Annotated in this window: 16 protein-coding genes and 1 pseudogene; 10 read left to right on the top strand and 7 right to left on the bottom strand. The window is 74.3% G+C overall.

All coding sequences use genetic code 11. From position 1 onward, the window contains the following. Nucleotides 1–279: 279 nt before the first annotated feature. Nucleotides 280–1,767 (bottom strand): MBL fold metallo-hydrolase, encoded by a 1,488-nt coding sequence (locus K7396_RS21410; RefSeq protein ID WP_152104905.1) that lies wholly within the window; start codon nt 1,765–1,767, stop codon nt 280–282. Between the two features lie 459 nt (nt 1,768–2,226). Here K7396_RS21410 and K7396_RS21405 point away from each other — a divergent pair, with 459 nt between their 5' ends. The 3 genes from K7396_RS21405 to K7396_RS21395 all read left to right on the top strand — a co-directional run bounded on the left by K7396_RS21405 (nt 2,227) and on the right by K7396_RS21395 (nt 5,349). After that, the gene (locus K7396_RS21405; RefSeq protein WP_086721987.1) at nt 2,227–3,027 is read left to right on the top strand and encodes a GntR family transcriptional regulator; all 801 of its coding nucleotides are present in this window, start codon (nt 2,227–2,229) and stop codon (nt 3,025–3,027) included. Then, entirely contained in the window at nt 3,012–4,031 is a 1,020-nt protein-coding gene (locus K7396_RS21400; protein WP_086721988.1) for a sulfite exporter TauE/SafE family protein, read from the top strand. The genes K7396_RS21405 and K7396_RS21400 overlap by 16 nt, the downstream gene beginning before the upstream one ends. A gap of 97 nt (nt 4,032–4,128) precedes the next feature. Beyond that, nucleotides 4,129–5,349, top strand: coding sequence for an NAD(P)/FAD-dependent oxidoreductase (locus K7396_RS21395; protein ID WP_152104906.1), 1,221 nt, complete (start codon nt 4,129–4,131; stop codon nt 5,347–5,349). A 91-nt stretch (nt 5,350–5,440) separates the two neighbouring features. Here the strand turns inward: K7396_RS21395 and K7396_RS21390 are convergent. Continuing rightward, a pseudogene (locus K7396_RS21390) lies at nt 5,441–6,079 on the bottom strand (PP2C family protein-serine/threonine phosphatase); the annotation flags it as partial. An 80-nt stretch (nt 6,080–6,159) separates the two neighbouring features. Further along, entirely contained in the window at nt 6,160–7,512 is a 1,353-nt protein-coding gene (locus tag K7396_RS21385; RefSeq protein ID WP_223660150.1) for an amidohydrolase, read from the bottom strand. A 235-nt stretch (nt 7,513–7,747) separates the two neighbouring features. Between K7396_RS21385 and K7396_RS21380 the strand changes: the two genes are divergently transcribed. The 4 genes from K7396_RS21380 (at nt 7,748) to K7396_RS21365 (ending at nt 12,416) form a co-directional block, all read left to right on the top strand. After that, nucleotides 7,748–8,779, top strand: a complete 1,032-nt coding sequence (locus K7396_RS21380) for a methyltransferase (protein WP_152104907.1) — start codon at nt 7,748–7,750, stop codon at nt 8,777–8,779. 102 nt (nt 8,780–8,881) lie between these two features. Further along, nucleotides 8,882–10,039: a low temperature requirement protein A gene (locus tag K7396_RS21375; protein ID WP_086718805.1), complete on the top strand. Its 1,158-nt coding sequence runs from the start codon at nt 8,882–8,884 to the stop codon at nt 10,037–10,039. Nucleotides 10,040–10,477: 438 nt separating this feature from the next. After that, entirely contained in the window at nt 10,478–11,311 is an 834-nt protein-coding gene (locus tag K7396_RS21370; RefSeq protein ID WP_086718804.1) for a L,D-transpeptidase family protein, read from the top strand. Beyond that, nucleotides 11,304–12,416, top strand: a complete 1,113-nt coding sequence (locus K7396_RS21365; RefSeq protein WP_086718802.1) for a P1 family peptidase — start codon at nt 11,304–11,306, stop codon at nt 12,414–12,416. Before K7396_RS21370 ends, K7396_RS21365 begins: the two co-directional genes overlap by 8 nt. Nucleotides 12,417–12,435: 19 nt before the next feature. On the opposite strand, the gene K7396_RS21360 is transcribed toward K7396_RS21365, so the two are convergent. Next, nucleotides 12,436–13,152 (bottom strand): VIT1/CCC1 transporter family protein, encoded by a 717-nt coding sequence (locus tag K7396_RS21360; RefSeq protein WP_152104908.1) that lies wholly within the window; start codon nt 13,150–13,152, stop codon nt 12,436–12,438. An 85-nt stretch (nt 13,153–13,237) separates the two neighbouring features. Between K7396_RS21360 and K7396_RS21355 the strand changes: the two genes are divergently transcribed. After that, nucleotides 13,238–13,861: a YIP1 family protein gene (locus tag K7396_RS21355; protein ID WP_223660149.1), complete on the top strand. Its 624-nt coding sequence runs from the start codon at nt 13,238–13,240 to the stop codon at nt 13,859–13,861. 39 nt (nt 13,862–13,900) lie between these two features. Here the strand turns inward: K7396_RS21355 and K7396_RS21350 are convergent, their stop codons facing one another. Continuing rightward, the gene (locus tag K7396_RS21350) at nt 13,901–14,233 is read right to left on the bottom strand and encodes a hypothetical protein (RefSeq protein WP_086721803.1); all 333 of its coding nucleotides are present in this window, start codon (nt 14,231–14,233) and stop codon (nt 13,901–13,903) included. Nucleotides 14,234–14,625: 392 nt separating this feature from the next. On the opposite strand from K7396_RS21350, the gene K7396_RS21345 reads away from it, so the two are divergent. Continuing rightward, nucleotides 14,626–15,765: a CaiB/BaiF CoA transferase family protein gene (locus K7396_RS21345; RefSeq protein ID WP_223660407.1), complete on the top strand. Its 1,140-nt coding sequence runs from the start codon at nt 14,626–14,628 to the stop codon at nt 15,763–15,765. 87 nt (nt 15,766–15,852) lie between these two features. After that, a complete protein-coding gene (locus K7396_RS21340) occupies nt 15,853–17,184 on the top strand; it encodes a L,D-transpeptidase (protein WP_223660148.1) in 1,332 nt (443 codons plus the stop codon). Nucleotides 17,185–17,281: 97 nt separating this feature from the next. On the opposite strand, the gene K7396_RS21335 is transcribed toward K7396_RS21340, so the two are convergent. Further along, a complete protein-coding gene (locus K7396_RS21335) occupies nt 17,282–17,845 on the bottom strand; it encodes a hypothetical protein (protein ID WP_143589280.1) in 564 nt (187 codons plus the stop codon). A 253-nt stretch (nt 17,846–18,098) separates the two neighbouring features. Then, nucleotides 18,099–20,222, bottom strand: a complete 2,124-nt coding sequence (locus tag K7396_RS21330) for a fructose-specific PTS transporter subunit EIIC (RefSeq protein ID WP_152105117.1) — start codon at nt 20,220–20,222, stop codon at nt 18,099–18,101. Nucleotides 20,223–20,588: the final 366 nt, after the last annotated feature.

Below are 20,588 nucleotides of genomic sequence, written 5' to 3'. Positions count from 1 at the left end.
GGCCGTAGCCGCGCTGCAGGTACTCGCGCCGGAGTTCGCCGGTCGGTCAGCGGTCAGCCGGTCAGTCGGTGAGCCGGGCACGGCTCGGCGCCCCAGGCTTCCTGCCCTGTTTCTTGCTGCCCTATTCCCCGGTCTTCCATCCTCTGCATTCCATCCTCTCCTTCCGCTCCCCGCCGCTCCCTGTGCCGCTCTCTGCCGCTCTCCGTGCGACGTACGCCCCTTCTCTCGCTCAGCCGCCCGTCGCGCCGGCCGAGGCCCAACGGCCCGTCGGACGCGCGCTCACCCGACGCCCGCGGCCGCTGCCTCGTAGCCCCCCACCACGTCGCAGACGTCCTCGAAGCCGCGGGCCTCCAGCAGTGCCGCCGCGATCACCGAGCGGTTGCCGCTGCGGCAGTAGAGGACCACCGGGCGGGCCGGGTCCAGTTCGTCGATGCGGTGCGGGAGTCCGGCGAGGGGGATGTTGCGGGCGCCGGGGAGGGCGCCCGCCTCGTACTCGGCGGGATTCCGGACGTCGATCAGCTGGATGGGCGAGCGGTGCGTGGGAGCGGCTGGACCGCCTCCGGCCGTTTCGGCCCCCGTCGCGTCAGCCCCTGCCCCGCCGACTCCGCCCGGACCGGCACCCGTCAGGCCGGCCCCCGCCGGGCCGCCGTCGAGTTCGTCATGGCGGATCCGGTGGCTGCTGCGGGTGAGGGTGGGGGTGCGGTCCAAGACGGCGGAGGGGTCGGGGAGATGGCCGAGGACGTGGTCGTAGCCGATGCGGGCGAGGCGGAGGCGGGCCTCCTGTTCGGTGCCGGGGTCGGCGAGCAGCACGATGGGGGTGCCCGGGGCGACCACGGTGCCGGCGTATTCCGCGAACCGGGTGTCCAGGCTCGTATGGAGCGAACCGGCCAGGTGTGCGCGGGTGTAGGCGGCCAGTGGGCGGCAGTCGAGGAGGACGGCGCCCTGCCGGTCGCGGGCTTCGAGTGCCTCGTTCAGGGTGAGGGCGGTCGGCGGGCCGGGCTCCAGGAGGGGGTGGCCGTCGCGGTTGAGGGCCGCGTCATGGGCGAAGTAGCCGGGGGCGGTGGGCTGTCCGGCCGTGACCAGCCGGACGAAGTCGGCCTCCGGCATGGGCTGCAGGGCGTAGTTGAAGCGGCGCTGGTCGCCGATGGTGGAGCTGGTCTCGCTGGAGAGGCTGCGGCCGCAGGCGGAGCCGGCGCCGTGTGCGGGAAAGACCCGGGTCGCGTCCGGGAGGGTCAGGAGTTTGGTGTGCAGGGAGCGGTGCAGCCGGGCGGCCATGTCGTGAGCGGAGTGGCCGGCGGCGGAGAGCAGGTCGGGGCGGCCGACATCGCCGACGAAGAGGGTGTCGCCGGTGAGGACGCCGAACGGGACCTCGTCGTCGGGGTGCTCGTGGATGACCAGGCAGATGGATTCGAGGGTGTGGCCGGGAGTCGCGAGAACGGTGAGGGTGACGCCCTCGCCGTCGTCGGGGCCGAGCGAGAGGCGCTCGCCGTCCCGTAACCGCCGTACGGGGAAGCCGGTTTCGGCGGCCTCGCCGAAGGCGATGGCGGCGCCGGTGGCGCGGGCGAGTTCGAGGTGGCCGGAGAGGAAGTCGGCGTGGATGTGCGTCTCGACGACGAGTTCGATGCGCAGGCCGGCGGCTTCCGCGTCGTGGAGGTAGTCGTCGATGTCGCGGCGCGGGTCGACGAGGACGGCGCGTCCGGTGGTCTTGTCGCCGATCAGATACGACGCCTGGGAGAGGCAGTCGAGGTAGTACTGCGCGAAGTGCACGGTCGGCCTCCAGGGGTGCGCGGGGCCCGTGCGCGGCGGCTGGGCCCCCTCAGGCAGGGTGCGTTGTGCGGATGCACGGATGTACGTACATTAGGGAGCCGGGTGGCGGGCGACAAGCCGTGACCGCCGCCCAGGCGCATCATGTGACGCCGCACCAGGCGCACTTGCGTGACGACGTGGCAGGCATCACGCCGCGCGACGTCGTCCGGCAGGGGTGTGAGGGACGGCGTGGGCGGCGTCGTCCCGTACGGACGTGAGGGTGCGATGGCGCCTCGTACGGACCTCGCGTGACGCCGCCTCAGCTTCATATGCGGCTCTGCGCACCGTTTACGCACGGCTCACGCACCACGCCCGCCCCGTCCGCCGCACCACCCGCGCGCCGGCCGACTCGTACGACCGGTCCGGCGCAGACGACCGCACCCAACACCACCAGCCCGTACGCCCGCGGAGGAACCCACCATGACGACCGAGCCGCCGGACGGCGCGCACGGCCCGCGTCCCCTGGACCGGCGCTCGCCGCTGCCCCTGTGGGCGCAGCTCTTCGACGATCTGCGCCGCCGGATGGAAGCCGGCGAATTCAGCGCGGAGTTCCCGGCCGAGCACCGGCTCACGGGCGAGTACGAGGTCAGCCGGCACACCGTCCGCGAGGCGCTGCGCAAACTGCGCGCCGACGGGCTGGTGATCGCCGAGCGCGGCCGTACCAGCCGGCTCGACACCCGCCGCATACAGCAGCCGCTCGGCTCGCTCTACAGCCTCTTCCGGGAGCTGGAGGGCCAGGGTGTGGAGCAGCGCAGCGAGGTGCTGCGGCTGGAGCGGACGGCGGACGGGACGGTCGCCGGGCATCTGGGGCTGATTCCGGACGCCCCGCTGGTCGTGCTGGAGCGGCTGCGGCTCGCGGACGGCGAACCGCTCGCGCACGACACCGCGTACCTGCCCGCCGAGGTCGCCGAGCCGCTGCTGGGCGCCGACTTCGGGCACACCTCGCTGTACGGCGAGCTGACGCGGCGCTGCGGGGTGAAGGTCACCGGCGGCCGGGAGCGGATCCAGCCGTTCCTGCCGGACATCCGGCAGGCGTGGCTGCTGGGGCTGGCCGACCGGGAGCCCGCGTTCACCATCGAGCGGCTGGGGCGGGCCGGGGAGCGGCCGGTGGAGTGGCGCGAGACGGTGGTCCGCGGCGACCGGTTCGCCTTCGTCGCGGAGTGGTCCGGCGAGAGCCGGGCCGTCGCCCTGGCGCCGCGGGCCTCGTGTCCGTCCTCATAGCCGCCGCGGCGCTGCCGTGCGGGCTGCTGATCGGGCTGCTGCTGGGCTCGCTCGGCGGCGGCGGGTCGGTGCTGGCGGTGCCCGCGCTGGTCTACCTGCTGGGGCAGTCGCCGCACGAGGCGACCGCGGGCGCGCTGATCGTGGTCACGGTCGGCGCGGTGACGGGGCTGGTCTGCCATGCCCGTGCCGGGCGGGTCCGGTGGGCGGCCGGCACGGTCTTCGGGGCGCTGGGCACGGCCGGCAGCTACGTCGGCTCCCGGTGGAGCGCGGCGCTGGATCCGACGGTGCTGATGGCGGCATTCGCGGGACTGCTGCTCGTGGTGGCGGCGATGCTGGTGTCACGGAGTCTGCGCGAGCGGCGGGGGGCGGACGGCGTGCGCCCCTTACGGGGGGCCACGGAGACGGAGACAGGGACCGGGACAGGGGCGGAGACCGAGACGGAGACGGCGGACTCGGAAGGGCGGAGGGAAGCGGTGCCTTTACGTGACGGACCGGAGCCCCCGCGCTCCCCCGAGGCCCCGGAAGCCGTGCCCTTACGTGACGGCCCGGAGCGCACGCCCTCCTGCGAGGCCCCTGGGCGCGCGCCGTCGGACGGCGTCCCCGGCGCCCGCTCCGGCTCCCGCCGCGCCCGCCCCGTACGGTTCGCCGTGACCGCCTCCGGCGTCGGCCTCCTCACCGGGTTCTTCGGGGTCGGTGGCGGCTTCGTGGTCGTACCGGCCCTCACCCTGGTCCTGGGCCTGGAGATGCCGGTCGCCATAGGGACCTCGCTCCTCGTCATCCTCCTCAACTCCCTGACGGCGCTGGCCACCAGAGCGGGCACCGGGAACCTGGACTGGCCGCTGCTGGCGGGCTTCGCGGCCTGTGCGGCACTGGGCAGCCACCTCGGCAACCGCCTCACCACCCGGCTGCGCCCCCAGACCCTGACCACGGCCTTCGCCGCCCTCGTCACCGTCCTCGCCGTCACCATGGCGGCCACCGCCCTCCCCCGCCTCTGGAGCCCCTGACCGCACCGGCCCCCTACGGGACCGCCCGCACACACCGACACCCCTCTCCCAGACCCCTTCACCACCGCCCGTCCCCTCACCCACCAGGAGGAAGCACATGGCCCCCGCCCCCGCACCCGCCGCCCCGTCCCATCACCAGGTCCTCATCGTCGGCGGCGGCACCGCAGGCATCACCGTCGCCGCCCGGTTACGCCGTGCCGGAGTGCGCGGCATCGCGCTGCTGGAGCCGTCCGAGACGCACTGGTACCAGCCGCTGTGGACGCTGGTCGGCGGCGGCCAGGCCCCGCTGCGCGCCGCGCTGCGCACCGAGGCGGACGTGATGCCGCCCGGTGTGCGCTGGCTGCGGGAGCGCGCGAGCGCCGTCGACCCGGCCGCGCGTACGGTCACCACGGCCTCCGGCCGGGTCCTCTCCTACGGGCGGCTGGTGCTCGCCCCCGGGCTGCAGCTCGACTGGGACGGCGTGCCGGGCCTGGCCGAGGCCCTCGGGCACGGCGGGGTGAGCAGCAACTACCGGCCCGATCTCGCGCCGCTCACCTGGGATCTGATCCGGCGGATGCGAAGCGGTACGGCCGTGTTCACCATGCCGTCCGGGCCGGTGAAGTGCGGCGGCGCCCCGCAGAAGATCGCGTATCTGGCGGCCGACCACTGGCGCAAGCGCGGCGTACTGGGCGCGATCCGCACCATCCTGGTGCTGCCGGAGCCCGCGATGTTCAAGGTGCCGGTCTTCTCCCGCGCGCTGACGGAGACGGCCCGGCGGTACGGCATCGAGGTGCGGCTGAGCTCGGAGATGACCCGGCTCGACGGTGCGGCCCGCGAGGCGGAGATCACGGATCACACCACCGGCAAGACCGAGACCGTGCGCTACGACCTGCTGCACGCCGTGCCGCCGCAGCGCGCCCCCGAGTGGCTGGCCGACGGCCCGCTGGCCGACCCCGCTTCCCCCTACGGGTACGTCAAGGCCGACCGGGAGACGCTCCAACACCCGGATTTCCCGAATGTGTTCGTGCTCGGTGACGTCGCCAACCTGCCGACGTCCAAGACGGGTGCCGCGATCCGCAAGCAGGCGCCGGTCGTCGTCGCCAACCTCCTCGCCGGTCTGCGCGGGCGCCCCGCCACCGCCCGCTACGACGGCTACACCTCCTGTCCGCTGGTCACCGCCCGGCACAAGATGCTGCTCGCCGAGTTCGACTACGACCTGCAGCCCACCCCGTCGATCCCCTTCATCGACACCACCCGGGAACGCACCGACATGTGGTTCCTCAAGCGCTACGGCCTGCCGCAGCTCTACTTCAAGGGGATGCTCAAGGGCCTGGCCTGACCCCTCCGGCGGCCCGGTGCGGCGGCGGTCCCCCGTCCCGCCGCCGCACCACCCCCTCAGGGCCTCCCCGGAGGGGCCGTAGGGGCGTCCCCTAGGCAGCCGCCTCCGCCGCCGTCAACTCCCCCACCACACAGGCCACGTTGTCCGGTGCCCCGGCCTCGCGGGCCAGGCGGATCAGCTCCCGTACGGCCAGGTCGGGGTCGTCGGCCGCGGTCAGCACGTCCTGGATCGTCTCGGGCGGCACGACCGAGGTCAGGCCGTCGGTGCACAGCAGATAGCGCTCCCCGGGCCGGGCCTGGAGCAGTTGCAGGTCGGGGGCGAAGCCGGTGGTCCCGTCGAGGGCGCGCAGCAGCCGGGCGCGCTGGGGGTGCGAGGCGGCCTCCTCGGGGGTGAGACGGCCCTCGTCGACCAGCGACTGGACCCAGGTGTGGTCGTGGGTGATGCGGAAGAGGCCGGAGTCGCGCAGGACGTAGGCGCGCGAGTCCCCGAGGTGCAGCAGCGCCAGCCGGGTGCCGGAGCGCAGCAGTGCGGTCAGGGTGCTGCCGGTGGCCTCGTCGGCCGACGGGGCGGCGTCGTGCGCGCGCCGGGCCGCCTCCTCCAGGGCGGCCGGCAGGTCCGCCGAGGTCAGGTCCTGGTGTTCCAGGTCCTTGAGCGCCTCGATGGCGGCCGTCGCGGCGAGGTCGCCGCTGGAGCCGTAGCCGTCGGCCACGGCCAGCAGCCGCGGTCCCGCGTCGCTCCACCCGTCCGCCCTCCTCGTACCGGGCGCCTCGCCCGGTACGACCGATGCTGGGGCTTCCCCCAAGGACAAGGTCAACCGGCGGCCGCCGCCCCGTCCCGGCCGCCGGGCCCCGCGGTCTCGGCCGGGGTGCGCTCCGCGGGTGCCAGCTGGTTGAGCGCGGCGGCGGTCAGCGCCTGGACGCCCATGGTGAGGGTGGGCCGGACCACCGGGACGAAGTACGGCGAGTGGTTGGACGGTATGTCCTGGGCGAGCCGGCCGGCCGCCAGCGCCGTTCGGAACTCCTCGGGGTCCCAGCCGCCCAGCCACCAGTAGTAGAGCGGCGCCCCGGCGGCGGTCGCCAGCAGCCCGGCGTCCTCGCTGCCGGTCGCCGGGCCGTAGGCGAACAGCCGCTGCTCGCCGAAGAGTCCGGTGAACTGCTCGTTGACCTGCCGCAGGATCGCGGGGTCGTTGACGGTGACGGGGAAGGAGTCCAGGACCTCGGTCTCGGGTGCGCGGTCCGCGCCGGAGGCGGCGGCCTCGGCACGCGCGATGCGGTCGACGGCGGCCAGCACGGCCGTGCGCACCGTCTCGTCGAAGGTCCGCACACTGAGCCGTACGACGGCGCGGTCGGGGATGACGTTGGCGCCGTCCCCGGCGTGGAAGGAGCCGACGCTGACCACCGCCCGGTCCTGCGGCGCGACCTCGCGGGCCACCACCGACTGCACCCGCTGCACGAAGGCGGCCGCCATCAGGATCGGGTCGACGGTGGTCTCGGGGCGCGAGCCGTGGCCGCCGGTGCCGTGGAAGGTGATCTCCAGGCTGTCGGCGGCGGCCATGCAGGGCCCCGGGCAGTACGCGAGGAGCCCGGCGCCGAAGGGGGCGACGTGCTGGGCCAGCACCACGTCGGGCGTGGGGACCAGGCCCTTGCTGTAGAGGCCGGCGTCGAGCATGGCGCGGGCGCCGCTGCCGACCTCCTCGGCGGGCTGGAAGAGCACGACCAGGGTGCCGGACCAGCGGTCGCGGCCCGCCGCGAGCAGGTCGGCGGCGCCCAGCAGGCAGGTCACATGGACGTCGTGCCCGCAGGCGTGCATCCGGCCGGGGACGGTGGAGGCGTACTCCAGGCCGGAGTTCTCGGTGACGGGCAGGGCGTCCATGTCGGCGCGCAGCAGGACCACGGGTCCCGGGCCGTTGCGCAGCACGCCGACGACGCCGGTTTCGGCGATGCCGGTGGTGACGTCGTAGCCGCAGCCGGTCAGCCGGCGGGCGGCCTCGGCGGCGGTACGGGTCTCCTGGAAGCCGAGTTCGGGGTGGCGGTGGAGGTCTTCGTAGAGGGCCACGAGGTCCGCGAGGCGGTCGTCGAGCGGGGCCAGGACGGCGGCGGGGCCGTCGCTGTGCTCGGCGTCATCGGTCGGGCGGGTCGGGCCGGTCGTGTCGCTGTCGCTCATACACGCATTCGACCATGCGCCGCCGCTGCGCACCGAGCAAACATCCCCCACTCGCCCCGGAGCCGCCCCCTACGGGCCCGGTGCCCGGCCCGCCGCCCGCACACCGCCCCGCCCTGGCCGGACTTCGCGGGTGCCGCCGCGGCCGCCCGTGACACCGGGGCCCGTGACTGCAACGGTGAATCACCCTGCCCGTGGCCGGAACCGGCAAGCCCAAGCCGACGACTGGAGGCCGACGTTGGCCACTTCCCCCACCCCTTCGACCGGCGAGCCCCGCGACCTCATGACGTATCTGGTGGAGCAGGCCATGGGCCACCTCTTCTCCGCCGCCCTGCGCACCGCGGCCGAGCACCGCATCGCCGACCATCTCGCCGCGGGCCCGCGCACCGCCGGACAGCTGGCCGCCGCCACCGGCACCCACGCCCCGCACCTGCGCCGCGTCCTGCGCTACCTCGCCACCCGCGGCTTCTTCCGGGAGGACGCCGTGGGCGCCTTCCACCTGACGCCGGCCGCCGCCCCCCTGCGCACCGACGTCCCCGACTCGCTGCACCCGGCCGTGATGATGCTGACCGACGCGCTGTTCCGGCAGACCTCGCAGACCGTCCCGGAGGCCGTACGGCACAGCGGCGCGTCCTTCGAGCGGATCGCCGGGGCGCCCCTCTTCGAGCATCTGCGGACGGACCCGGCCACCCGGCGGCTCTTCGACGAGGGGATGTCCTCGCTGTCCGCCCCGGTCGACGCGGCGGTGGCGGAGGTGTACCCGTTCCCCGAGGCCGGCACGGTCGTGGACGTCGGCGGCGGCCGCGGCGGGCTGCTGCGCGCCGCGCTGCGCCGCCACCCGCGGCTGACCGGGGTGCTCTTCGACCAGGCGCCGCCGCTGGCCCACCACCTTCTGGACGAGGAGGAGTTGAAGGGCCGCTGGCGCACCCGGGAGGGCGACTTCTTCGCGTCCGTACCGGAGGGCGGCGACGTCTACGTCCTCAAGCACGTCCTGCACGACTGGCCGGACGAGTCCTGCCTGCGCATCCTGCGCAGCTGCCACCGGGCCATGGCGACGGGCCGCCGGCTGCTGGTCATCGACGCGGTGCTGCCGCCGGGCAACGCCCCGCACTTCGGCAAGACCCTGGACGTCGCCATGATGGCGGTGGTCGACGGGCGGGAGCGGACCGCGGAGGAGTTCGCCGCCCTGCTGTCGGCCGGCGGGTTCCGGCTCACCCGGGTGCTGCCCACCGCGGCCTTCCCCTCGATCGTGGAGGCCGTCGCCGAGTAGCCGCCCCGCGGCACGACACGCCGCGCCCCGCTCCCTCGTGGGCACCGCCGCCCGCCCGCGCTGTACTGATGCCGGCCGCTCCGGCCGACGAGAGGAGCTGACGTGCCGGTCCTCATGCGGGCGCGCCGCCGCGACGAGGAGCACCGCACCGCCACCCCGCTGGAGCTCTTCTTCGACCTGTGTTTCGTGGTGGCGGTCGCCGCGGCGGGGCGCCAGCTGGCGCACGCGCTGGCCGAGGGCCATCCGGGGCACGGCGTCCTCGGCTACCTGATGCTCTTCTTCGCCGTGTGGTGGGCGTGGATGAACTTCAGCTGGTTCGCCTCGGCGTACGACACCGACGACCCGCTCTATCGCGTGGTGACCCTGGTCCAGATGGCGGGCGTGCTGGTGCTGGCCGCCGGCGTGCCGCGGGCCTTCGCCGACAGCGACTTCACGGTGATCTGGTTCGGGTATCTGGTGATGCGGCTGGCCATGGTCGCCCAGTGGCTGCGGGCCGCGCTCGCCTGCCGGGGCGCCGAGCGGCGCACCGCGCTGCGCTACGCCCTGGGGATGACGGTGTGCCAGATCGGCTGGCTGGGCCTGCTCGCGGCGCCCAGGGGTGACGTGCCGTGGGTGTTCGTGGTCGTGGGTCCGATGGAGCTGGCCGTCCCCGCGCTGGCCGAGCGGGAGCGCGGGACGAGCTGGCATCCCCGTCACATCGCCGAGCGCTACGGCCTGTTCACCCTCATCGTGCTGGGCGAGACCATCGCGGCGGCCACCCTCGCCGTGCAGTCGGCGCTGGACGAGCACGCCGGGCTGGGCACGCTGCTGCCGGTCGCGGGCGGCGGGCTGCTGCTGGTCTTCGCCGCGTACTGGATCTACTTCGCGGCGCCCGTCCACCAGCACCTGCGCTCGAACCGCCAGGCGTTCCTGTGGGGCTACGGCCACTACCTGGTGTTCGGGTCGGCGGCCGCGGTCGGGGCGGGCATCGAGGTCGCGGTGGAGGAGGCGTCCGGCGCGGCGCGCCTGTCGGCGTTCGCGGCGGCCGCCTGTGTGACGGTGCCGGCCGCGCTGTTCATGGCGACGGTGTGGCTGATCCACTCCCGGCACCAGAAGCGCGGCCCGGCCCAGCAGCTGGTGCTGCCGGTGTGTTCGCTGCTGGTGCTGGCGTGCACCCTCGCCGGGCCCTGGGCGGTCCCGGCGGCCGGCCTGGTGGCGTGCGGCGCGGTCGCGGCCGGCGTGTCCCTCACATCCCGTCAGGAAACCGCCCTGGTGGAGTAGGAGCGGGCGCGGCGTCACCCGTCTCGGCGAGCGTCGGGGCACCGATCCGGGGAAACGGGCCCCGAGGGGCCGCCCGGCGCACCCGCGGGGCCCCCGGCCGCTTCCCCCATAAGTGTGCCGAACGGTCGTGCAAACCTCCGCAATCGCCCTGATCCCGCATCAGATTCGGCCATCTTCCCCCCTCCGCCGGAGGGGGCGCCCTCACCAGCGGAGCCCCCCGGCCGCAGCGACGCCCCATACCCCGTCAATTACCCACCAATGGACCCTACTTCCCGCCACTTGGTGCCCTTGTTCCCCACTGTTCACCGGGGCCAGCGGAGGCGCGCCGACTCTGAAGCGGTAGGGTGCAGATTGCCCTTTTTATGACAGGGGCGCCCGGGAAAGAGCCGCAGGAATCCCGGGGTCCGACCACCGTCCGTACCTGAGGAGACGCCAGCCATGGCCCGCCACGCTCAGTCCCGCGCGCGGACGAGACTGTCCCGGCGCAGCAAGGCCGTGGGCGGCCTCGCCCTCTCCACGCTGGTCGGCACCGCCCTGTGGGCGTGGCCGGCGTCGGGCGACGACCACAACAGCGCGACCGACGCCAAGAGCACCACGTCCACGACGGCTTCCGGCCCGGACACGCCACGCGTCCCCGTGTCCGCCGCGAAATCGGCCCCGAACGCCGCACCGAACGCGCCCGCCGGCCGGCCCATCCCGGGCCTCAGCGACGCCGCCAGGAAGCGCATACCGGCCGACGCCCGCCAGGCCCTGGTCGTCACGGGCAAGGGCATGGACTCCTTCGACTCCCGGGTCGTCCTCTACACCCGCGAGGAGGGCTCCGACGACTGGGAGCCGGGCCCCACCTGGTCCGCGCACAACGCAGCCCACGGCTGGACGGACGACCACCACTACGGCGACCTGCGCTCCCCCATCGGCGTCTTCTCCCTCACCGACGCCGGCGGCCTGCTGTCCGCGCCCGAGGGCACCAAGCTCCCCTACGACCACAACACCAGCTTCGTCGCCGACGGCACCGGTGTGGAGGGCGAGCCGCTGGCCGGTGCCTTCGACTACGTCATCGCCATCAACTACAACCGGGAGGCCGGCGCCTCCCCCCTGGACCAGCGGCGTCCCTGGGGCGATGCCAAGGGCGGCGGCGTCTGGCTGCACGTGGACCACGACGGCCCCACCCAGGGCTGTGTGAGCCTCAAGCCCAAGGTGATGCGGGAACTGCTGCGCACCCTCGACCCCGACCTGCACCCGGTCGTCGTGATGGGACCGGCCGATTACTGAGCACCCGCCGCACCCCGCGGGGCCGCGGGACGCGCTGACCGACGTCCCCGGCCTGCGGGTCGGCCACGCCGAGCGGACCGGCGGCGGGTACCTGACCGGGACCACCGTCGTCCTCGCCCCCGAGGGCGGCGCGGTCGCGGCCGTCGACGTCCGCGGCGGCGGGCCCGGCACCCGCGAGACCGACGCGCTCGATCCGCGCAACCTCGTCCAGCGCGTCGAGGCGGTCGTGCTGACCGGCGGCAGCGCCTTCGGCCTGGACGCCGCTTCCGGTGTCGCCGCCTGGCTGGAGGACCACGGACGCGGGTTCCGCGTCGGGCCCGACCCCGCCCAGGTCGTGCCCGTCGTGCCGGCCGCCGCCCTCTTCGACCTGGGGCGCGGCGGCGACTGGCGGGCCCGCCCGGACGCCGCGCTGGGCCGGGCGGCGGCCGCGGCCGCGGCGGACACCGGGCCCGGCGCCCCGGTCGCCGAGGGCAACACGGGCGCCGGCACGGGCGCGGTGATCGGCGGCCTCAAGGGCGGCATCGGCACCGCGAGCGCGGTCCTGCCCTCGGGCGCCACCGTCGCCGCGCTGGCCGCCGTCAACGCCGCGGGCTCCGTCACCGACCCGCGCACCGGCGCCCTCTACGGCCGCCTGTACGAGGACCCGGCGGCCCTGCCCGCCCCCGGGGTGCACGCCGCCGCCGTCCGCCGGCTGGCCGAGGCCCGGGAGATAACCGGGGCCCGCTCGGCCGCGTCCGTCCGCCCGCCGCTGAACACCACCCTCGCCGTGGTCGCCACGGACACCGCCCTCACCCGCGCCCAGGCCCACAAACTGGCCGGCACCGCCCACGACGGGCTGGCCCGCGCCGTCCGCCCGGTCCATCTGCTGTCCGACGGCGACACCGTCTTCGCGCTGTCCACCGGCGCGCGCCCGCTCGCCCCCGAAGCGGCCGGCGCCGAGGCGGCCTTCGGCGTCCATATCGAGGCCGGGGCCCTCAACGAGATCCTCGCCGCCGGCGCGGACGTCCTGACCCGCGCCGTGGTGCGGGCCGCCCTCGCGGCGGAGACGGTGGACGGCCCCGGCGGGGTCTTCCCCTCGTACCGGGACCTCTACGGGACGGGCTGACCGCGGCCGGCCGGGGCGGTCACACCCCCACCGCCCCCAGCACCGACCCCGCGGCGTACGTCACGCCCATCGCCACGGCGCCGCCGCCGACGTTGCGCAGCACCGCCCGGCCCACCGGCGCGGCGCCCAGCCGGGCGCTGCTCCAGCCGCACAGCGCCAGCGCCGCCAGCACCGCGACGACCGTGATCCACAGGCGGTGGGCGGCCGGCGGCAGCACGATCGCCAGCAGCGGCAGCAACGCCCCCACGGTGAACGCGAGGAAGCTCGCGCCCGCCGCATGCCAGGGGTTGGTGAGCTGGTCGGGGTCGATGCCCAGCTCCACCTCCGCGTGCGCGCGCAGCGCATCGTGCTCGGTGAGCTGCTCGGCGACCTCCCGGGCCAGCTGCTCGTCCAGCCCCTTGTCCGCCAGCATCTCGGTGAGCTCGATGAGTTCGGCCTGCGGTTCGCGTACCAGCTCCCGCTTCTCCTGGGCGAGCGCGGCCTTCTCCGAGTCCCGCTGGGTGGAGACCGAGACGTATTCGCCGGCCGCCATCGACAGGGACCCGGCCAGCAGTCCGGCCAGCCCCGCCGTCAGCAGGGCGCCGCGCGAATCGGTGGCTCCGGCCACCCCGACGACGAGTCCGGCGGTGGAGACGATGCCGTCGTTGGCGCCGAGGACCGCGGCCCGCAGCCAGTTGAGGCGGCTGCCGAGCCCGCCGCCGTGCGCCTCGTCGTGCTCCGGTGTCTGATCGGTCATCGGCAGAGCGTCTCATCCGCCCCGCGCGTGCCCCCGCCCGACGCCCCCGCCCCCGGCCCGAATTGGCCGGTGGTAGAAACGGCTCATGTCCGCACCACCCCCCTCCCCGCCTCCCCAGCCGCCACCGCCCACGCTCGTCCAGCCGGCTCCCCGGAAGCCGGCGCCACGCCGCCGTCTGTGGTGGCACCAGCTGATATTCGGGCTCTGGTACCGCCCGGTGGAGGTGTTCGACGAGGCGCGGGACCGCAGCACCTGGAGCGCGGCGGTGCTGCTGTCCCTGATCAGCGGCGGCATCGGGGTGCTGTCGGTGGACGCGTTCCACACCCAGTGGGCCGTCGACCACGCCGCGGCGCTCAAGCTGCTCGGGCTGGGCGAGGCGGGCGTGCTGGCCGCCAGCCTCGCGCTGGGCTCGGTCGCCCACGCGATCGCCCGGACGCTCGGCGGGATAGGCCGGTTCGCGCCCACGGCGAGCCTGTTCATCGTCCTCTTCTGGGTGACGGACCTGCCGCGGATGGCGATCGCGGCCTGGCTGCCGACCGACGCCACGTTCGTGCAGGCCGCGACCTGGACGACCTGGGGCTTCGGCTACGTCCTGGCCGTCCTGCTCATACGGGGCCAGCACCACCTGTCGACGGGGAAGTCGGCGGCGGCGGTGTCGGTGCAGATGCTGGCCGCGCTCGCCCTGCTGAGGCTGGGCCCGGTGCACTGAGGCCGGGCCCGGTGCGCGCAGCCCGCGGCCGCCGTCCGGTCAGCTCCGGCCGGACAACTGCCGTACGAGACCCTCGAAGGCCGCGCGCTCGGCGGCGCTCAGCTCCACGCACTCCGACGGCGGACCGGCCGGACCGGTCTGCCGCGGCACGGAGCCGAGCAGGCCCGGCTGTGCGGGCAGCCCCGCCGGGCCGGGCGGGGCGAGCCGCCCGCGCGGCGCGTACCGCGCCCGCATCTCCCGCTGGTCGCGCCACATGGCCGTCTCGTACCGCCCCCGCCGCAGGAGTCTGGCCAGCCCGAGGGTCCAGACGAGGGCCACCGCGAGCAGCGCGCCGAGGCCGATCTGCTGCAGAATCGAAGCGGAGGGGAGCATGCGGTCCTCCCGGACGGGTAAGGGCGCTGGGGCAGAGCCAGTAGACACCACATCTCGGGCCTTCCGACAGGGGATCTTGGGACTTAAGTCCCGAAGTGACGCATCTCCTATGACATTTCGCTACATTCCCCTCACGGTGCGGCACAACGGGCCGCCCAGGAGGCCGCCACGGCAGGGTGCCCGCCGCCCCGTTGGACACCCCGGAGCCTTCCCCCGGCGAAGATCGTCGCGGACGATGACGGCACTTCGTCCGCGACGTGAGGAGCACGCACGTGCCGCAGCCGCACCGGCCGCAGCCCCGGCCGTCCACCGACGCCGACACGGCAACCGCCACCACGGACGCCACCACCGCCGCCCCGCCCGGCGAGCCGCCCGCCCGCGCCCTGGACGGGATCCTCGTCGCGGACTTCAGCCGGGTGCTGGCCGGCCCGCTGGCCGCCGCGACCCTCGCCGACCTCGGCGCCGACGTGATCAAGGTGGAGCGGCCCGGCACCGGTGACGACACCCGCGCCTGGGGCCCGCCGTTCAGGGACGGGACGGCCGCGTACTTCGACGCCGCGAACCGCTCCAAGCGCGGCCTGGCCCTCGACCTCGCCGATCCGGACGACGCCGCCGCGGCCCGCGAGCTGGCGCGCCGGGCCGACGTGCTGATCGAGAACTTCCGCCCCGGCTCGCTCGCCCGCTACGGCCTGGACCACACCGCCACCCGGGCCGCCAACCCGGGCCTGGTGCACTGCACCATCACCGGCTTCGGCTCCGGCGCGGGCGCGGAACTGCCCGGCTACGACTTCGTGGTGCAGGCCGTCGGCGGGCTGATGAGCATCACCGGCGAGCCCGGCGGTCCGCCCCTGAAGGCGGGGGTCGCGCTGGTGGACGTGCTGACCGCGAAGGACGCCGCCACCGGCATCCTGGCCGCCCTGCACCACCGCGCCCGCACCGGCCGGGGGCAGTTGGTGGAAGTGAATCTGCTCTCTTCTCTGCTGGGCTCGCTGGTGAACCAGGCCACCGGGCATCTGGCCACCGGGCGCGACCCGGGGCCGATGGGCAACCGCCATCCGAGCATCGCCCCGTACGAGACGCTGGCCTGCCGGGACGGGCAGCCACTCGCGGTGGCGGTGGGGAACGACCGTCAGTTCCGGGCACTGGCACAGGAGCTGGGCGCACCGCAGCTCGCCGACGACGTCCGGTTCGCCCGCAATCAGGACCGGGTGCAAAACCGTACAGATCTCATCAAAGCGCTGGAAATCCGACTGGCCGCCGACACCCCGCAGGGCTGGGCCGAGCGGCTGACCGCGGTCTCGGTGCCCTGCGGTCCCGTCAACAGCCTCTCGCAGGCCCTGGAGTTGGCGGAGCGCCTCGGGCTCGACCCGGTGACCCCCGTCGGCGCGGGCCGTATCCCCCAAGTCGCCAGCCCGCTCCGCCTTTCGGCCACGCCGGTGGCCCAACCCTCGGCTCCACCCCGCCTGGACGAACACGGCACGCCACTGCGAACCTGGCTGTCGGGACCGGCCGACCAACCTCTCCCTACGTGAATGTGACCTTCGTCACAACCGGGCCCCACCCGCAACCGAATTCGCCCGTAGGTGCTGTTTATCAGCACGGAATCACAACACCCTTGTATGGAGCAGCTCGTGACATCGCCGGACAACCCCGCGCCCGCTCGGTCCCGCACCCCGCACCAGCTGCTCCCGTCAGCCGAGCAGCAGGCGGCCGGGGCACCGCGCCCGCGCCGCCGGATGCGCCGCACCCTGGCCGTTACCGCCCTGTTCGCGGCGGGTGCGCTGGCCCTGTCCGCCTGTGGCGGGGACGCCTCGGCCGGTGGCAACGACGACGGCAAGAACGGGCAGGCCGGTGCGGACGCCGCGGCCAAGAAGGACGCCTCGGACGCCAAGATCACGGTGTCCTCGAAGGACGGCGCCACCAACGCCAGCATCAACGACACCGGTGTGAAGGTCACCGGTGGCAAGTTGACCGATGTGAAGCTCACCGAGGCCGATTCCGGCAAGGACGTCGCCGGTGCCATATCGCCCGACGGCGCCTCCTGGAAGCCCGGCGTCCAGCTGGAGCGGGGCACCAAGTACAAGATCGTCGCGAACGCCAAGGACTCCAAGGGCCGCTCCGCGACCGAGAACACCACCTTCACCACGGTCTCCTCGGCCAACAGCTTCATCGGCTCCTACACCCCCGACGACGGCAAGACCGTCGGCGTCGGCATGCCGGTGTCCTTCAACTTCGACAAGGCGATCACCAACAAGAAGGACGTCCAGTCCCACATCAAGGTGAGCTCCAGCAGCGGCCAGGAGGTCGTCGGCCACTGGTTCGGCGCCCAGCGCCTCGACTTCCGGCCCGAGGACTACTGGAAGGCCGGCTCCAAGATCACCATGAAGATCGACCTGGACGGCGTGAAGGGCGGCCAGGGCATCACCGGCGTCCAGTCCAAGACGGTCACCTTCACCATCGGCCGCTCCCAGGTCTCCACCGTCGACATGAACACCCAGACCATGACGGTCAAGCGTGACGGCAAGACCTACAAGTCCATCCCGATCTCCGGCGGCAGCCCCGAGCACCCCACCTACAACGGCCGGATGGTCATCTCCGAGAAGTTCGAGCAGACCCGCATGGACGGCTCCACGGTCGGCTTCGGCGGTGAGTACGACATCAAGGACGTCCCGCACGCCATGCGCCTGTCGTCCTCCGGGACCTTCATCCACGGCAACTACTGGGGCTCCTCGTCCGTGTTCGGCAACTCCGGCACGAGCCACGGCTGCGTCGGCCTGCGCGACAACAAGGGCGGCGGCGGCGACACCCCCGGCAAGTGGTTCTTCGACCAGTCGCTGGTCGGCGACGTCGTCATCGTGAAGAACTCGCACGACAAGACCGTCCAGCCCGACAACGGCCTCAACGGCTGGAACCTGTCCTGGTCCGACTGGAAGGCGGGCAGCGCGGTCTGACGGACGGCGCTCACCGAGCCTGCACGCGAACGGCGGTGGCCGGTCCCCGGGAGGGGGCCGGCCACCGCCGTTTCGGCTGGAGGGGGACGGTGCGGATCTACGGGTGGTAGCGCTCGGCGATCTTCGCGGCGACGCCGCCCTGCACGGTCACCCGCACGTCGACGGTGCCCATCCTGGCCGCCTTGCGCAGGTCGTCGAGGGTGCACGCGGTGGTGCCGTAGCCGGGGCCGTCCGTGTGGACGCGGCCGTCGGGGGCCTCGCAGAGCGCCGCCGCGCCGAGCGCCCTGGTGCTGCCGGCGATGTGGAACGCCTGCTCCGGACCGTAGTCCGGGGCCACCGAGAGCTTGTCCTCGCTGAGCCACTTCAGCTTGCCGACCCAACTGCCGCTGACGCCGCTGAGGTCGGCCGGGGCGCCGCCCGGGGCGCGCTTGCCCGTCCCGGTCGCGGAGTCGCCGCCCGCCTGCCCGCCCGCCGTGGGACCGCCGGACATGGCGTGCGCCGCCGCGCCACCGGGCGCGTCCTGGCCGCTCGACGCGGAGGGCACGTCCGACGCCTTGCCGTCCCCGCTCTGGCAGGCGGTCAGCGACAGCGCCGCGGCCGCGACGAGGGAGGCTGCGGCGACCCGGCGCCCCCGGCGCAGGGTGGTGGTGGAGAGCGACATGAGGAGTCCCCCGACTGGTGAGCGGATGGTGAGCGGGCGGTGAGCGGACCCGTCGGCCTGACACCCATGACTCTCGTCGCGGTCGCTAAAGGTCGGCTAACGCACCGGTAACCACGCCTTACGCCCCGTCAGCGCGGGTTTTGGCGGGCGGCCCCGGGGAGGGCGGCACACGCGCCGAGGCCCCCGCCGGGTGTCCGGTGAGGGCCTCTGGACGGCCGGGAGGCGGCCGCGGATCAGGCGGCGGCCCGGGGCCTCATGCGGCGGCCTTCACCTCGGCGCCGCCGTCGGCAGGCGCGTCCGCCGCGCCGGCCCGCCGCCGCGTGCCGAGGCCCTTGAGGAGGATCACCAGGGCCGCGCTGACGCCCGTCCCCGCGGCGATGGCGAGCAGGTAGACGAACGGCTGGCCGATCAGCGGGACGACGAAGATGCCGCCGTGCGGGGCGCGCAGGGTGCAGCCGAAGGCCATCGACAGGGCTCCGGTGACCGCCCCGCCGGCCATCGCGGCGGGGATGACGCGCAGCGGGTCGGCGGCGGCGAAGGGGATCGCGCCCTCGGTGATGAAGGAGGCGCCGAGGACCCAGGCCGCCTTGCCGTTGTCCCGTTCGGTCTTGGTGAAGAGCCGCCCGCGGACGGTCGTGGCCAGCGCCATCGCCAACGGCGGCACCATCCCGGCCGCCATCACCGCGGCCATGACCTTCAGGCTGCCCTCGTTGGGGTTGGCGAGGCCGCCGACCGCGAAGGCGTAGGCGACCTTGTTGAGCGGGCCGCCCAGGTCGAAGCACATCATCAGGCCGAGTATCACGCCCAGGATGATCGCGTTGGCGCCGGTGAGGCCGGACAGCCAGTCGGTCAGGCCCTTCTGCAGCGCGGCGACCGGCTTGCCGATCACGAGGAACATCAGGAAGCCGACGAGCGCCGAGGAGATCAGCGGGATGACCACGACCGGCATGATGCCGCGCAGCACCGGCGGGACCGCCACCCGCTGAATCGCCCTCACCACCGCGCCCGCGATCAGTCCGGCGATCAGACCGCCGAGGAAGCCCGCGTTGATGGTCAGCGCGATGGCGCCGCCGACGAAACCGGGCACCAGGCCGGGCCGGTCCGCCATGCCGTACGCGATGAACCCCGCCAGCACCGGGACGAGGAAGCCGAACGCGACGTTGCCGACCTGGAAGAGCAGCGCCGCCCAGCTCGTGGCATCGGTCCACAGGAAGTGGTCGGCGACGGACGGCGCCTTGTTGATCGTGTAGCCGCCGATCGCGAAGGCCAGCGCGATGAGCAGACCGCCCGCGGCGACGAACGGGACCATGTAGCTGACGCCGGTCATCAGCCACTTGCGCAGGCGGGTGGCGAAGCCGTCGCCCGTGGCGGCGTCCTTGTCCATGGGCGCGGCGGCGCGCGCGGGGGCGGCCACCTCGCCGCGCTCGGCCTTCTGCCGCACCTCGGCGATGAGTTCGGCGGGGCGGTTGATGCCCGCCTTCACCCCGACGTCGACGGTCGGCTTCCCGGCGAACCGCTCCTTCTCCCGGACCTCGACGTCATGCGCGAAGATCACGCCGTCCGCGTCCGCGACGAGCCGGGGATCGAGCCGCTCGAACCCCGCCGAGCCCTGGGTCTCGACGAACACCTCCACGCCGGCGGCCTGCCCGGCCTTCTCCAGCGACTCGGCGGCCATGTAGGTGTGCGCGATGCCGGTGGGACAGGAGGTGATGGCGACGATACGGAAGGGGGCGGGGGCGGAGGGGGCGGGGGCGGAGGGGGCCTCGGCGGAGGGGGTGTGAGGGGTCGCGGCGGGGGTGGGCTGCGGCTCGGGGGCGGGCTCGGAGACGCCCTGCGGCTCGGGGGCGGACTTCGAGGCAGTGGTGGGTTCCGGCTCGGGGGCCGGTGCCGATCGCGTGTCCGTTGGCGGCTCCCCGGGCGGGGGCTCCTCCGGGGGCGCGTCCCCGCGGATCAGTGCCGCCGCGGGCTCCGCCTCGGTGGCGGACCGCAGCGCGCCGGTGAAGGAGTCGTCCATCAGGTGCCGGGCGAGGGTCGAGAGGATCGACAGGTGGTCCGCGTCGCCGCCCGCCGGGGCCGCGATCAGGAAGATCAGGTCGGCCGGGCCGTCCGGCGCGCCGAAGTCGATACCGGAGGCGCTGCGTCCGAAGGCCAGGGTCGGCTCCGTGACATGCGCGCTGCGGCAGTGCGGGATGCCGATTCCCCCGTCCAGACCGGTCGGCATCTGGGCCTCCCGTGCGGCCACGTCCGCGAGGAAGCCCTCCAGGTCGGTGACGCGACCGTGGGCGGCCATCCGCTCGGCCAGGGACCGTGCGGCGGCGTCCTTCGTTTCTGCGGACAGGTCGAGGTCGACCAGTTCCGCGGTGATCAGCTCACTCATCGCGGGCTCCCTTGCGCGCGGTACCGCCACGGGGACGGTGGGGACGGAACGGGGGGGGTGGCTGAAGTGTCCTTCCGGCGACGGCCGGAGGACGGGATCGAGGGGCCGCGGGGGACCGGGGAGAGGTCGCGGGGGCCAAGGGGCAGGACGGGCCAGGAGTCCGCGGAGAGCCAGGAGTCCGCGGAGAGCCAGAAGGCCACGGCGACGGGGGACCTGAAGGCCGCAGGGGCCCAGGAGTCCGCGGCGCCCGCGGACGGGCCGGGCGCGCGGCACGGTCCCGGAACTCCGGCCGCGCGAACGGCGCTCCGCCCGCCGGAAGCGGAACTCACCGGGCCGACCGTCACCACCGCCCCGCCCGGTCTCCCC

It is taken from the genome of Streptomyces angustmyceticus (assembly GCF_019933235.1).
GTDB lineage: Bacteria > Actinomycetota > Actinomycetes > Streptomycetales > Streptomycetaceae > Streptomyces > Streptomyces angustmyceticus.
The sequence above is the reverse complement of the archived record's forward strand: the minus strand, read 5'-3'. Positions and strand labels throughout refer to the sequence as shown.

Bases quoted from the DNA above. Each gene is read 5' to 3' on its own strand.
- K7396_RS21330 (WP_152105117.1), bottom strand. From the start codon at position 20,222: ATGAGTGAGCTGATCACCGCGGAACTGGTCGACCTCGACCTGTCCGCA.
- K7396_RS21405 (WP_086721987.1), top strand. From the start codon at position 2,227: ATGACGACCGAGCCGCCGGACGGCGCGCACGGCCCGCGTCCCCTGGAC.
- K7396_RS21360 (WP_152104908.1), bottom strand. From the start codon at position 13,152: ATGACCGATCAGACACCGGAGCACGACGAGGCGCACGGCGGCGGGCTC.
- K7396_RS21385 (WP_223660150.1), bottom strand. From the start codon at position 7,512: ATGAGCGACAGCGACACGACCGGCCCGACCCGCCCGACCGATGACGCC.
- K7396_RS21370 (WP_086718804.1), top strand. From the start codon at position 10,478: ATGGCCCGCCACGCTCAGTCCCGCGCGCGGACGAGACTGTCCCGGCGC.
- K7396_RS21350 (WP_086721803.1), bottom strand. From the start codon at position 14,233: ATGCTCCCCTCCGCTTCGATTCTGCAGCAGATCGGCCTCGGCGCGCTG.
- K7396_RS21335 (WP_143589280.1), bottom strand. From the start codon at position 17,845: ATGTCGCTCTCCACCACCACCCTGCGCCGGGGGCGCCGGGTCGCCGCA.
- K7396_RS21355 (WP_223660149.1), top strand. From the start codon at position 13,238: ATGTCCGCACCACCCCCCTCCCCGCCTCCCCAGCCGCCACCGCCCACG.
- K7396_RS21340 (WP_223660148.1), top strand. From the start codon at position 15,853: ATGGAGCAGCTCGTGACATCGCCGGACAACCCCGCGCCCGCTCGGTCC.
- K7396_RS21395 (WP_152104906.1), top strand. From the start codon at position 4,129: ATGGCCCCCGCCCCCGCACCCGCCGCCCCGTCCCATCACCAGGTCCTC.